Source organism: Sphingomonas sp. Leaf22 (assembly GCF_001421715.1).
Lineage (GTDB): Bacteria > Pseudomonadota > Alphaproteobacteria > Sphingomonadales > Sphingomonadaceae > Sphingomonas.
Window position 1 is genome coordinate 1 of the sequence record NZ_LMKP01000015.1, and the last position, 13,497, is coordinate 13,497.

A 13,497-nucleotide genomic window follows, 5' to 3' on the forward strand; every position below is an offset into this window, starting at 1 on the left:
TCCAACGCGACGCCACTCGACCCTGGGTTATCTCAGCCCCATGGACTTCGAGCGGCAGGCGCAGGTAGCTCCAACGCGACGCCACTCGACCCTGGGTTATCTCAGCCCCATGGACTTCGAGCGGCAGGCGCAGGTAGCTTAACCTCGTGTCTACCAGACCGGCAGCAGCTCAATAACGAGAGTTTCAACGGGTCGTTTCGCGACGAACTGCTCAATGGTGAGATCTTCTACAGCCTCACCGAAGCCAGAGTGCTGATCGAGGCGTGGCGCCGTCACTACAACACCATCCGGCCACACAGCAGCCTGGGCTACCGTCCACCGGCCCCGGAAGCGGTGACACCGCCATTGCCGGCCTCCGGTTCCGCTTCGCTCCACCTACGCCCGGCAATGGCGGCGGAGACAACAATGCACTAACTAACAACCAGGACCACTCGGTGGGGGCTGCTCACTACGTCGAACGCCGGTCAATGCGTCGCATTGGTCTCGAATTAAGATTGCAGGTTTCACAACTTGGTTCTGACACCGACCCGTCGGTCTTGTGAGCGGAGAAGCCGTGCTCGGCATGATTGAATGGTCACTCCTCAGGGTCGACACCGTCACCTGTAGCTCCCTCCAGCTTGGCGAGAGGCGGCTCGATCGCGCTCTCCGCAACGCGCGCCATTTCCCCTTCGATCGCCTCGGCCTTGAGCCCTTTAGTTCCCGCCATCGACTGCATGGTCGTCTACTTCCGACGGACGACGGAAGTTTGCGCGTAGAGGTGCGGGCCGATCTAGAAGCCGATCGAACGGGCCTCTAAGTGCGGCAGCGGTACGCAGAACTTTAGCGGCTTCTCCAGATGTCTGATGAGGTTCTCGGGGCGACCTGCTGGACAACACCATTAGTGCCGTGTCTATCTAGCGGAGTGGTGTCGTTTGTATCTGGCGCCTACACTTTACCAGTTCGATAAGAGATATTATGTAAAACTTACCTCCGGCCTACGCACAACTCGCGTGGGAAACCCACCGTACCTGAAAGATCGCATCGTCGCCAACGCCAGCGTAAAATTCCGGCGCTTGCATCCGTGCTACTCCTAGGAAGTGGCTGTTCTAAGCAATGCACCCTTCACCGAAGAGGTACCGATGCAACCCTATGCCGTCCTGACCCGTACAGCGCATCGATGCCGGGAAGCACTACCTGAGCGACGGTGTTGGCCGGTACGGTGAGGTCAAGCAACGCTTGTCGGCCGTCGTGCCGCCACGCCACCACGATCCTGCCGGACGCGCTGTCGAGCGAGGTGGTGGCGGACCTGAAACGCGGGTCGAGGACGGGGGCGACGCGGAACCGCTGGAAACCGGGCTCGATCGGCTCGATCCCGCCGATCCTGCGGTAAAGGAACGAGCAGACCGCCCCGAACGCATAGTGATTGAACGAATTCATTGATACGTCGCCAACGTCGCTGTTCCAGCGTTCCCATGTCGTCGTCGCGCCGCGCGTCACCATATAGCCCCATGACGGATAGCCGGTGCGCAGCAGCAGATCGAACGCCAGCGGCGCGTGCCCCGCATCGACCAGCGCATCGAGCGCCAGCGGCGTGCCAAGGAAGCCGGTCGTCAGGAGCCGACCGCGCCGGATCACTTCGGCGGCAAGGCGTTCCCCCGCGCGAGCGCGTAACGCATCCGGCACGAGTCCAAGCCGCAGCGCGAGGATGTAGCCGGTGTGGCTGCCGTTGCCGACCGTGCTATCTGCGCCAACGAACGCGGCCATGAATGCCGCGCGCGTCCGTGCTGCCTTTTGGTGCCATTGTCGGGCATCGGCGCGTCCGGTCCACATTGCCATCTGCGCCATCTGGTCGAGCGACCGGGCCAGCATCGCGGTCGAGATCAGCGGCTTGGGTGTCGTCTCGTCGCCGGGCCACTTGGCGTCCAGCGCCAGCCAATCCCCCAGATCGGCACCACGCCCCTTGTTCCAGATGCCGTCGGGATTGGTCGCGAGGATACCGTCGCAATAGGCGGCCATCGCCGCCCAATTGTCGTCTACCACCGACCGGTCGCCGGTGTGCAGATAATCGACAAAGGGCAGCATGACGCCGGCATCGGCCCAGCCCGGCGTCGGCGTGTCGGTTCCCCAGCCCAGCCCCTTGGGAGACGGCGACCACATCGGGAACGCACCGTTCGCCGCCTGGTCGTCACGGAGCATCCGGGTGAACGACCGCGTGAAACCCGATACATCCATGTTGAATGCCGCCGTGTCCCAAAAGACCTGCGCATCCCCCGTCCAGCCGAGCCGTTCGTCGCGCTGCGGGCAGTCGGTAGGGTTGCCGCGGAAGTTCGACCGCTGGCTCCATAGCGTATTGAGCCACAGCTTCTGCACCACCGGCTGATCGGTGGCGAAGGTGCCGATCTCGGGCAGATCGCTGGAAACGACCAGCGCGGTGACCATGGCGGCGGTCAGGTCGTCGAGGCCGTCAATCCGGGCGTAGCGAAAGCCCTGGAAGGTGAAAGCGGGCTCCAGCACCTCCCCCGCTTCGCCCGCAAGGACGTAGCGATCCTGGGCACGGGCGACGCGCAGGTTGCGGCGGTCGAGAGCACCCTCCTTCGTCAGGATTTCGGCATGGGTGACGACCACCTCGCGACCGGCCTGCCCCGTCACGGACAGGCGCACGCGGCCAGCGAAATTCTGTCCGAAGTCGACGATGTGCGAGTCCGGACCGATCCGACGAATCGTCGCAGCCGGAACGGTGCGGGTGATGCGGATCGGCGGTCCGAGCGGGGCAGCCAGTGCGGCATCGGGGGTGGGCGCATCCCATACCGGGAGCCATGCGTCGTCATCGAAGCCGGGCGACGCCCAGCCCGCCGGCCAGCGCCGCCGGTCGTGGTCCTCGCCGGCGTAGATCTCCGACATCGTGATCGGCGCTTCGTGGTGCCGCCATTCGCCATCGGTGACGACATGCGCGCCCTCGCGGCTGCCCGCGGTCTCGATCATCAGCCGCAGCCGGCGGGGGGCCGGACCATAGGCGTAGCGGCCATCGGGTGCCTGATAGCTGGCATAGAAGCCGTCGCCGACCATCACGCCGACCACATTCTCGCCGGCCCGCAACAGGCGCGACACGTCATAGGTGCGATAGGGGATGTGCCGACGATACTCCGCCGGCTCGGACTGGAGCTCATCGTCGCCGACCCGGATGCCGTTGATCCAGATGCGGTAGCTGCCCAGCGCCGCGACGTGGAGACGCACGGCACGCGGCACGGTGGCCAGATCGAACTGCCGGCGCATCAGCCGCGCCGGTGTGGGCGGCCAAGCGAAATGCGGCTGTTGCGGGTCGATCGGCGCAGCCTGCCATCCTCCGGCAGCGTCCGCCACTTCCCAGCCATCGACGATGCGACGGACCTCACCGGCCGTCGCGGGCAGCCGCAACTGCGCCGCGATCGATGCGATCGCCCCGCCATCGCCCTTCCCCGCCGCCACCTCGGCGATCAGTTCGTGCCGACCGGCCGGCAGCGGCAGGACGAAGCGCGCCGCCGGCGGCCCGCCATAGGCGTCGGGATGCCAGCCCGGAACGGCGATGGGCACCCCGTCGAGCCGCAGGCCGGTCAGCCGGCTGCGCGTATCGACCACCAGCACGGCATCACCCGCCGTGCTGGCGAAGCCGAGACGGAACCGCGCCGGCCGCTTGTCGTCGGGCAGGCGCGCGCTCGTCCAGGGCGGCGGCGCGAGGCGATCGTCCCGCTCCTCCGCCCCCTCGGCGGCCAGCCATCGTCCCTGCCAGTCCGCCTCGGCCAACAGCCCGGTCTCCCAGGCGGCCGGCGCGCTCCAGGGAGAGGCGGCGCCGGCCTCGTTCCAGATTCGGACCTGCCAGAAGCAGCGCCTGCGGGCGGCGAGCGGCGCGCCGGCGTAGCGGATGCCCGTTGAGGTCGCATCCGCCACCCGTCCGCTGTCCCACAGATCGCCCCGGCCCGAGGCCAATATCGCGGGATCGCCGGCCACCCGGACGTGGAACGCCGTCTGGCGCGTACCGGCGGGGCCCTCGACACGCCATGACAGCATGGGCCGCACATCGCCCACGGCCAGCGGGTCCTGCAGACTCGCGGTCCGCAGTCCAACCGCCCGCAGGCGTCCGTTGCCCGCGCCGCCTGCCGGACCCGCCAGCATCGCAGCGCCAGCACTGGCACCCGTCGTCATCAGCATCCTGCGACGGTTCATCGACGCCATTGCGCCATCCTCCCTATGTTCGACCCGATTCTCGTTTCGACCGGATCGTCGATGCTACAGGCCGTTCTCGCACTATAGCAGGTCGGGTGGCATCGGCATTCTCGGAATCCCTCGCGCTGGTCGAGCAGGAACAGCCGTCCGTAGAGGATGCCGTTGGCCTTTATGCTGCGGCGGTGAGTACGTCCGCGGCGAAGGTTGCCGGGCTTTCCACCGAACTCGGCAGCACCGGACAAATGCTCTAACGTCACGTCAGGCGAGGTCAGGCCGAACGCTGAAAAAATATCGGCACGACGCAATCGAGGAGAGGAATATCCATGATGAAGGCCATCGGACGATCATTGTCGATTGCTGTTGCCATGGCGGCCGCCGGCCCGGCGCGGGCGCAGATGCCAGACACGATCCTGTACGGCGTCGCCTATTACGATGAATATACGCCGGTCGACCGTGTCGACGACGATGCGCGGATGATGAAGGCGGCCGGGATCAGCGTCGTCCGCATTGCGGAATCGACGTGGGGCACGCTGGAACCGCAGCCCGGGGTGTTCGACTTCCGTCATGTCGACCGGATGCTGGCCGCGATGCACCGGCAGAGCATCAAGGTAATCGTGGGAACGCCGACCTATGCCGTGCCGACCTGGCTCGCGCGCCAGCACCCGAACGTGCTGGTCGTTCGCCCCGATGGCATCCGTGCGCAGTACGGCCCGCGGCAGAACATGGACATCACCGATCCCGATTATCGTGCGGCGGCCGAGCGGGTGATCGTCGCGCTGGTCAATCACGTGAAAGACCATCCGGCGGTAATCGGCTACCAGCTCGACAACGAGACCAAGGCCTACAACACCAGCGGCCCTGCGGTGCAGGCCGCCTTTGCGCGCGCGATCCGGCTGAAGTGGCCGGACCTCAATGCTTTGAACAAGGCATGGGGCCTTGATTACTGGTCGAACCGGATCAACCGGTGGGAGGATTTCCCGTCGACCAACGGGTCGATCAACGCCAGCATGTCGGGTGCCTTCGCCGCCTATCAGCGCAGCCTCGTCACCGATTTCCTGACGTGGCAGGCCCAATTGGTGCGCGCCCATGCCCGCCCCGGGCAGTTCCTGACGCAGAATTTCGACTTGGGCTGGCGCGGTCATTCTTACGGAATCCAGCCAGAGGTCGATCACTGGAAGGCCGCACGACCGCTCGATATTGCAGGCATCGACATCTATCATCCGAGCCAGGACAAGCTGACCGGCGTCGAGATCGCCTTCGGCGGCGACGTGACTCGCTCGATGCGGAACGGGCAGAATTATCTGGTGCTGGAGACGCAGGCGCAGGGGTTTCCGCACTGGACACCGTATCCCGGCCAGCTGCGGTTGCAGGCGTTCAGCCATCTCGCCTCCGGCGCGCAGATGGTCGAATACTGGCATTGGGCGACTACTGCGAACGCGATCGAGACCTATTGGCGTGGGCTGCTGTCGCAGGACTACAAGCCCAACGCGGCATACGCCGAAGCGAAGGGAATCGGTGCCGATTTCGCCCGGCTCGGGCCGAAGCTTGCCGGGATGACCAAGCGCAACCGGGTGGCGGTCTATGTCAGCAACGCCGCCCAGACCGCCTTCGACGCGTTCAAACCCGACGGCGCGGACTATAATCAGGTCGTTCGCCCCTTCTACGACGCGCTCTACCGGATGAACGTCGAGGCCGACATCCTGTCGCCCGACAGCACCGCCAGCCTCGACGATTACAAGCTCATCCTCGTGCCCGCGCTCTACGCGGCCAGTGATGCCGAGATTGCCCGGCTCAACGACTACGCCCGGCGCGGCGGTCATCTGCTCTACACCTTCAAGAGCGGTTTTTCGGACGAGAACACCAAGGTCCGCTATGCCACGCAGCCAGGCGCGATCGCGGAGGCGGCCGGCGTCACCTACCAGGAATTCACCATCCCCGTCGGTGTCAAGCTGGCGGACAATCCGTTCGAGGTCGCAGACGTGGACAATGCGCCGCGATGGTGGATGGAAATGCTGAAACCCACGACCGCACAGGTGGTCGCACGGTATAAACATCCGTCATGGCCGGCGGCAGCGGCGATGACCCGCAACAACTGGGGCAAGGGCGAGGTCAGCTATGTCGGCTTCATGCCGAGCGATGCGCTGGCGGAAAAGATCGTGGCAGCCGAGGTCGCGCGGGCAGGTGTCATGCCGTCGGTTCCGGGGGCACGCTTTCCAGTGATCGTTCGTGGTGGTAGGCTTACGAACGGCCATATGGTCCGCTATGTCCTCAACTATTCGTCCAATCCGCAAACCATGACTGCTCCTCGCGCAGGCATTGAACTGCTGCACGGACAAAAGGTAGTGAGCGGCGCAAGCCTAAACTTGGCACCATGGGGTGTGGCCGTTATTGAGGAAGAGTAACGACTGGATTTAGACCGGGTTGCTTTACATAGAAGCCGAGTTGGCGTCGTTGGAGAAACGCTTACCGTTATCCGGTTCTTACGCATGCGAATTCGATAAGCATCGGCTACCGTCGCTTTGAAAGGCTTAATTCGTCCTTCGTGAGATATCGATCGGACGCGTAGTAGCTTCGAAGTTGTTCGACGGTATTCTGATCGGCGCCCTTCAGCCAGCGAGTATGCCAGGTCAGGAACCATAGCCAGTCCGCCGTAGGCCCCAGCAAGGTGGGATCGGGTATCGGACCGTTTTCGTGAAGGCAGATGGGTACGGTGTCGCGCACGATCTGCTTCACCTGCCCGAACATTGGAGCAAGTGCGCCATGGTCGTTGGCGTAGATGTCGGCACCAGCGATGTCGACATATGCTCGGCCAGGATAATAGGCCGCGTCGACGTTCTGCCCTGCCCAACCCAGCACCCAGATCAGATTGTCGAGCGCCATCGACCGCGTGTACGTGTCGTACATGAGCCGCCAAAGCGCCTTGAATGCGTCCGGGCCGTGCTTGCCCCACCAGAACCAGTCACCGCTGAATTCGTGGAACGGACGCCACAGCACGGGAATGCGCTGGTCCCGCAGCTTGGCCAGCAGCGCTCCGGTCTCCTTCATTTGAGCCATCATCTCCCGGTTCTGCGGCGTACCCGGGATCAGCGCACGAGCGACGTCAAAGTCCTTCTTGCTGTTCTCATACCCCGTGCCGACCTCTGGTGATCCCCAATGCCAGCAGATCGAGGCGATACCGCCGGAGCGATGCCACTCGGCTGCGCGTGCGTTGACACCGGCATTGTCCTGCGGGTGAATATAATCGAGCCCCAGCACGGCAGGCAGCTTGCCCGTCTGCTGCTCGATGTACGGTAACTCGTCACGCTCGCTACCGGGAGACTCCTGCTGCCCGGTGAGCGTCTTGCGACCGTAGATCGACCACAAATACCGGTAGAGCGCTTTTGCCTCGGCCGAGGCGGAAGGATTGCTCAAGGTGCGTTTGGGCACGGCCGCGCCAGCGTGTCCGGCGAACCCAAACGCCGCCACGCCGCCAACCATCAACGCGCGCCGGCTGAAGATCATCCCATTCTCTCCATCGTGATCGGCTATCATCGGCAGGCATCTTCCACAGTTCGCTTCGCGGTAGGTACGGAGCCGCTGGCTGAACCTCAAGAAACGGATGTCAAAAATCGGAAAGCGGGCAGGCGGCTTCAGATGACTGGAAATTGGCCATCATCACGCCGCTAGTGCCCGATCCTGCGTGATGCTAACATAAGCTATGGTTGCTTGCTGCCTTGTCGGGCTTGCCAGCGCGCTTGCGATCAGTGTGCAGGCCTTACCGGAACGTGGGCAATCCTCCTCGCCATATCCTCCGATTACGCTCGGCAACGCGGAGATCGATGATCGTTTGGAAGTTTCCGGCGACGCGATTGAGGGGCAACAGATCGATACACGCATGGTCGTTGGCGTAACGGTCGACGGCTCGGGTCCCTATCGGTTCGTCGTGGACAGTGGAGCCGATCGATCGGTCATCGGAGAAAGGTTGGCCCGCACGCTCGGCCTCCCTGCAGGGTGTTCCGTGACGTTGCATGATGTGGCCGGGGCAAGCAGACGCGAGACGGTACGCATCGCCCGGTTGGGCCTAGGCAGCGGCACGGTCGAGAACATCGTCGCACCGATACTGTCCGAAACGTCGCTTGGCGCGCGCGGTATTATTGGGATCGATGCCCTGCGCGGACAGCGGCTGATGCTCGATTTCGAAGCCGACACCGTCACGGTCGAGGATACGCGCCGCCCGGCAAAGGTGCAGGCCGACGAGATCGTCGTCACCGCCCGCAGTCGCGGCGGACAATTGATCCTGACTGAGGCCCGCGCGAATGGGGTCGACATACGTGCCGTCGTCGACACTGGATCACAGCTGACGATTGGTAATCTAGCGCTTCGTGACGTATTGGTGCGTCGCCGTCGCCCGCCATCTGAACCATCGTCGGCTACGCTGGTCAGCGTAACCGGAGAAACCCTGCTGGTGCCGTTGATGATCGTGCCCGAAATCAGGGTCGGCCGGGTCATCATGCGCGACGTTCTAATCGGGTTCGCCGACCTGCCTCCATTTCGGCTGTTCGGCCTTCGTGAAGCGCCGGCAATGCTGCTGGGAACCGATCTGATGGGAAATTTCCGCCGCGTCTCGCTCGATTTCCGCGCGAAGAAGGTGCGGTTCCAGTTGCGTAGTCATCGACCAGGATCGGCAGGGCGCAGGAGCGCTCGTACGTTGCGGGACGTTGGCGGATCGGATGTTACTGATCCGAGCGACCGGTAGTGGCACGGCGTTCCTTCGGCCATCAGCGAAATGGCGGCTACCGAGGGAGGATGCCCATCTCTACGGCAGGTAGGAAGAGAAGACCCCAAGGTTCACCGCTTGCGATCGTCACCCCGCTGTTTGCTCAACCGGCGCACGACCGATACCAGCTTCGCCATGGCCGGATCGGTGATCGGTTCCGCAACACAGATTTCGCGGCTTCGTTCGCCGATCGTCAGCCCAACCGTATAGGTGCGTGCGTCGGGTTGCGCACGATTCTCGGCCGGTGCGCAGTCGAAAAACCCGGCCTGGTCGGCAAGTTCGGCAAGTTCCGCACGCTGGGGGCTGGTGAGATCGCCGAAGCAGACCGTGTGCTCCTTCGCAAGTCCCGGAAAATGGGCAAGGCCGCCTTCGATCCGTAAGCGGGCCTCGCCCGTTACCGGTTCGCCATCGGCCTTGTCCGTCGTCATCCAATCACTCCAACTGCCTGCCACGCCCCGGCGACTGCGGCCACCTCAGGACTTCCCAACCCGTATAAACGACCTGCAACGTCGATGGTAACGCGGGCGAAGCCGGCAAAGTCCGTGTTGGCTCTCGTATTCGGGTCGAGCAGCGCATTGTACCAGATCCGCCCGGCATGGTCCCACGCGTTTCCGCCGATCGACGTCGCCGCCAGATAGAAGGCGCGGTTGGGAATGCCGGAATTGATATGGACCCCGCCATTATCCTGATTCGTGCGGACGAAATCGTCCATATGCGCGGGCTGCGGATCCTTGCCGAGGACCGGGTCGTCATAGGCACTGCCCGGTGCCGGCATCGAACGAAGCGCTATGCCGTTTACCCTGGCGGTCAACAGACCGGCACCGATCAGCCAGTCCGCCTGATCCGCGGTCTGCCCGAGCAAGCGCTGTTTCACGAGGCTGCCGAACACGTCGGAGATGCTTTCGTTCAGCGCCCCCGACTGGTTGAAATATGCGAGGCCCGCCTCCTTCTCGGTCACGCCGTGGGTCAGTTCGTGGCCGATGACGTCGAGCGAGATCGTGAAGCGATTGAACAATTCGCCGTCACCATCGCCGAACACCATCTGGGTTCCGTCCCAGAAGGCGTTGTCATAATCCTGGTCGTAATGGACCGTCGCGTCGAGCGGCATGCCGGCATCGTCGATCGAGTTGCGCTGATACGCCCCCCAATACAGGGCGAACGTGGCGCCGAGGCCGTCATAGGCTTCGTCGACCGCCACATCACCGGTCGGTCCGTCACCCTCGCGGCGCACCACGGTCGCGCCGGGCGCCTCGGGTTCGCCGGCCGCGTCGCGAATGGTCCGTAGCGGGCTCGGCGTCAGGATATTACCGGCGGCGGCCCGGCGGCGGGCGATATCGCCGACGACCGGGCCAGCAGTGCTGGCGCGTACCATGCGGATGGTTGGATCGATCAACAGACTGCGGATCGCCAACGCACGCATTTCCGGCGAGCCGTTCTCGGCGATCCGCGAAAGAATGTAGGGCGGAAGGATGCAGTGCAGCGAGTGTCGATGAACGGAGGTGCACATGATCGTATCTCCTGTGGATTTGGTCAGCGGCGGGCGCGGCGCACCGTAAAGGGTATCAGCGCGACCCACATGACCGTGATGAAGGCAAAAAACTGCCCCGTCTGTTCGGGGCCGCCCGGCAGATACCCGAAGCCGCCCAGGGAAGCCGCGTACAGGACGAACGAAACGACCGAGACGACGATGGCGAGAATATCGCCGCTGCCCCCTTCCTCGTCCTGTGTCGCGAACCAGCGAAGCGCCATGATGAAGAGTATGATGACGGCGATCAGGATCAGGCGGAGAACCGCGTGACCGGCGGCGATGCCGATCGCGAGCGGGTAGAGCGTCACCGCCTCGACCGGGAACAGCTTTACGAGGCTGGTATAATAGGGTTCGGCGACGGGAGAGGACCGTGTTCCCGCCAATGCCCCCCGCGTCGACGGGGCACGCAGCCGAAGCGCCCCGCGCAGCGCGGGCCTCGCGCTTGTCACGCCCGGTCCGTCCATTGCCGCGATCGCCCGTTGGACCGTCGTGGCATAGCGCGAAACCGCGGCGTCATCGGGGACGAGGACCACGCCCATTTTCGTCGCCTGACCACAGCGGTCGAAAACCGTGGCGAACAGCGGACGATCCCCGTCTTCCGTCCCGTGCGATCCGACGAACCGCTCGCGCGCGCTACCGAGCGCCGTGCGCAGGCCGAAGAAGGTGTCGAAGAAGCGCGGCAGATAGCGTGGATTGGCGGTGAACGCCTGCAATTGGTCGATCAGCGTGTCCGCTGCGTCCCGGGCCTGATGAAAGTTGGTCATGAGTCCTCCTCAGGCGGGGGTTGCGAGCGATGCGATCAGGCCCAGCGCTCGGGTGATACGCTCGATGTTCAGCTGCGCGGCGGCGCGGCGCTGTTGCCGTGTCAGGCGGCCGGCCAGCGCGTCGCGCAGTCCCGCCTGCGCCTTGGCGGCAAGGTCGATCGCGTCCGCGACCCGCGCGGCGCGTACCGGCCCGTCCTTCGCTGCCTCGCGCGCTGCGAAGATGCGGGCGGCCAACTGTTCGCGCTGGTCGGCTGGCAGGGTCGCGCGGTTGCGGATATAGGTTCGGAACAGGGCGTTGCCGTAGAGGTCGTCGGCATTGCGTGCCGCCCCTTTTCCCCATGCGGTGACCTGCACCGACAGCGATGCCAGTGCCCGATCGACGACGGCACCACGTTCGAGGACCAGCGCGCGAACATCGCGTACCTGCCGGGCTTCGCGCGCCAGATCGTCGGCGAAGGCGATCAGCGCGACGAGGCTCTGGCCCTGCTCGCTCGCCACCGCGGCGTTGATGTTCGGCAGGTCGGTGCTGGCGACGAAGTTCGTGAAGCGGGCAAGTCGGTCGGCCTGATCGGCAAAGGCGGTGAGTTCCGCTGATACATCGGTCTTCGGTGCCTCGACGATGGCGGCAAGGGCGTCGGCATAGTCGCTGATCGCAGCGATCAGGGCAATGCGCGGTTCCAGCACGGCGCGTGGGTTGCTGCCGATATCGATGTCGAAGGCGGCATAGCCTTGCATCGGAGCCTCGGCCGACAGGCATAACGGCGCGGGCGGTGCGTCGGGCACGATGGGCACCTGTATACGCAGTGGCGTCACCGGCAGGCAGCTAGAATCGCTCGCGACGAGTGCTGCTGCAGCTTCGCGTCGACGCTGCTCGATGGCATCGAAATAGCTGGCCGTTGCCGTCACCGCCTCGCGGCTTTGTGCCTGCACCGTTCCTGCTGCGTCCAGCCGAATGGCATTGGTGGCACAGCCGCAGACGAGCGACGCTAGGGTCAGTATCGGCAGAACGGCATTGATGCGGCGGCCCATGGCGATCTCCTTGCGATCAGCGGACATCATGCCTGTAAACCGCGATTTTGCCTTTCGTTTCTTCGTCGGGGCAAGCGGCGCGATCGCGGCCGATCCGGCGGTGGGTCGCGGCGCCGCAGGGCGGCGATGATATTGGCGATACTGGTGATAAGCGCCGCGATGCCGACCAGCATCGGACCGTCGATCATGTCGGGCATTTTTCCGACTCCATAGTTGATCCGCGAGCCAGTGTTCCAGCTATGTTCTTTGTAGGACAATGTTTTTTCGCGGATCAGGCCAAAATGTCTCCCGGGCCGGTGATAAGCCGTCGGACGCTCTCACCGGTCGCCGCTTCTTCGTTCGAAAAGCCGTCGAAGGTGTGCAGCATGCCGAAATCAAGATCGGTCAAACCCTCGATCGCGCGTACCGACCGCTGATATGTTTTGAAGGCGCCGAACAGCAGCGTGTGCTCGGTCAGGTCGACGTCATGATCGATCAGGTAGGCGGTTGACGATGGGCGCCCATCGTCATGGACGAAGGCGACGACTTTCCAATAGGCCAAGGGGATCGCAACGCCGCGGTAGAGGGGGTCGGTCGCACGGAACACCGGGCCGGTGAACACGCTCGCCCGCTCGCCGACGCGGCGGGTGTTATCGAGGATATAGTCCTCAAGGCTGAGCCAGGTCCGCTGGTTGAAGGCGGAGAGTTGCGGTGCGCAATTGGTGAAGTGGAAAGTATCCCGGTTGGCGATACCGGCGGTCGTTCCCCAGTTCGGGTCTTCCCGGCGAACCAGATGTCCCCGGTCGAAATCGTTATTGGCGTACAGCGCCTCGCCGACTTGCGCATCCTCGGGGATGCGGCCGTCAAATGCCCAGGGATCACCGCCGCGTGGTACCGATACGCTTGCGCTTCCATCGATATTGACGCCAGTGAATAGCGCCAAACGACGACTCCGAGACATGACGATCGAGAAATGCTCGTAGTCGAGGCGTGCGTCGGGGTTGTTCACAATGGGCAGGACATCATCCGCGATTGCGGAAGCGCTGGGTAGCGGTACGACAAATTCGCCCAGATGATCGGCACGATACCCTTGTCTGCCCTGAAAATATGCGTTGGGCGACGTTCGAACCGTTGCTGCGTCAAACGGGAGCAGGGTTTCGCTCGCTGGAACCACTGGACGCAGATCGTTCAGGCGCGGCCGGTACAACAGATCGATCTTCATCGCGTTTCTCCGTAACTTTCCCAGGGTCAGGACTCGTTGA

13 protein-coding genes are annotated in these 13,497 nt (G+C 64.0%); 4 read left to right on the forward strand and 9 right to left on the reverse strand.

All coding sequences use genetic code 11. The features are described from left to right. A partial coding sequence (locus ASE70_RS20645; protein WP_235519717.1) for an integrase core domain-containing protein occupies positions 1–414 on the forward strand: 414 nt, incomplete at its 5' end. Between the two features lie 160 nt (positions 415–574). Here the strand turns inward: ASE70_RS20645 and ASE70_RS19790 are convergent. After that, positions 575–715, reverse strand: coding sequence for a hypothetical protein (locus ASE70_RS19790; protein ID WP_156356113.1), 141 nt, complete (start codon positions 713–715; stop codon positions 575–577). A 386-nt stretch (positions 716–1,101) separates the two neighbouring features. Beyond that, positions 1,102–4,188 (reverse strand): alpha-L-rhamnosidase, encoded by a 3,087-nt coding sequence (locus ASE70_RS09135; RefSeq protein ID WP_056503822.1) that lies wholly within the window; start codon positions 4,186–4,188, stop codon positions 1,102–1,104. 86 nt (positions 4,189–4,274) lie between these two features. Between ASE70_RS09135 and ASE70_RS19795 the strand changes: the two genes are divergently transcribed. After that, the gene (locus ASE70_RS19795) at positions 4,275–4,430 is read left to right on the forward strand and encodes a hypothetical protein (protein ID WP_156356115.1); all 156 of its coding nucleotides are present in this window, start codon (positions 4,275–4,277) and stop codon (positions 4,428–4,430) included. Positions 4,431–4,544: 114 nt separating this feature from the next. After that, positions 4,545–6,581: a beta-galactosidase gene (locus ASE70_RS09140; RefSeq protein ID WP_235519718.1), complete on the forward strand. Its 2,037-nt coding sequence runs from the start codon at positions 4,545–4,547 to the stop codon at positions 6,579–6,581. Between the two features lie 106 nt (positions 6,582–6,687). Here the strand turns inward: ASE70_RS09140 and ASE70_RS09145 are convergent, their stop codons facing one another. Next, positions 6,688–7,680 carry a glycosyl hydrolase gene (locus ASE70_RS09145; protein WP_235519719.1) on the reverse strand — a complete coding sequence of 331 codons (993 nt, stop codon included), beginning with the start codon at positions 7,678–7,680 and terminating at the stop codon, positions 6,688–6,690. A gap of 325 nt (positions 7,681–8,005) precedes the next feature. On the opposite strand from ASE70_RS09145, the gene ASE70_RS09150 reads away from it, so the two are divergent. After that, positions 8,006–8,914, forward strand: a complete 909-nt coding sequence (locus ASE70_RS09150; protein ID WP_235519722.1) for a retropepsin-like aspartic protease — start codon at positions 8,006–8,008, stop codon at positions 8,912–8,914. Between the two features lie 92 nt (positions 8,915–9,006). Here the strand turns inward: ASE70_RS09150 and ASE70_RS09155 are convergent, their stop codons facing one another. The 6 genes from ASE70_RS09155 to ASE70_RS09175 all read right to left on the reverse strand — a co-directional run bounded on the left by ASE70_RS09155 (position 9,007) and on the right by ASE70_RS09175 (position 13,457). Next, the gene (locus tag ASE70_RS09155) at positions 9,007–9,363 is read right to left on the reverse strand and encodes a protealysin inhibitor emfourin (RefSeq protein ID WP_056503828.1); all 357 of its coding nucleotides are present in this window, start codon (positions 9,361–9,363) and stop codon (positions 9,007–9,009) included. Beyond that, entirely contained in the window at positions 9,360–10,328 is a 969-nt protein-coding gene (locus tag ASE70_RS09160) for a M4 family metallopeptidase (protein ID WP_235519724.1), read from the reverse strand. Before ASE70_RS09160 ends, ASE70_RS09155 begins: the two co-directional genes overlap by 4 nt. A gap of 137 nt (positions 10,329–10,465) precedes the next feature. Beyond that, positions 10,466–11,227 (reverse strand): hypothetical protein, encoded by a 762-nt coding sequence (locus tag ASE70_RS09165; RefSeq protein WP_056503834.1) that lies wholly within the window; start codon positions 11,225–11,227, stop codon positions 10,466–10,468. Between the two features lie 9 nt (positions 11,228–11,236). After that, entirely contained in the window at positions 11,237–12,256 is a 1,020-nt protein-coding gene (locus ASE70_RS09170; RefSeq protein ID WP_156356116.1) for a hypothetical protein, read from the reverse strand. Between the two features lie 26 nt (positions 12,257–12,282). After that, positions 12,283–12,453: a hypothetical protein gene (locus ASE70_RS19800; protein WP_156356118.1), complete on the reverse strand. Its 171-nt coding sequence runs from the start codon at positions 12,451–12,453 to the stop codon at positions 12,283–12,285. A gap of 74 nt (positions 12,454–12,527) precedes the next feature. Further along, the gene (locus tag ASE70_RS09175; protein ID WP_056503840.1) at positions 12,528–13,457 is read right to left on the reverse strand and encodes a DNA/RNA non-specific endonuclease; all 930 of its coding nucleotides are present in this window, start codon (positions 13,455–13,457) and stop codon (positions 12,528–12,530) included. Positions 13,458–13,497 lie beyond the last annotated feature (40 nt).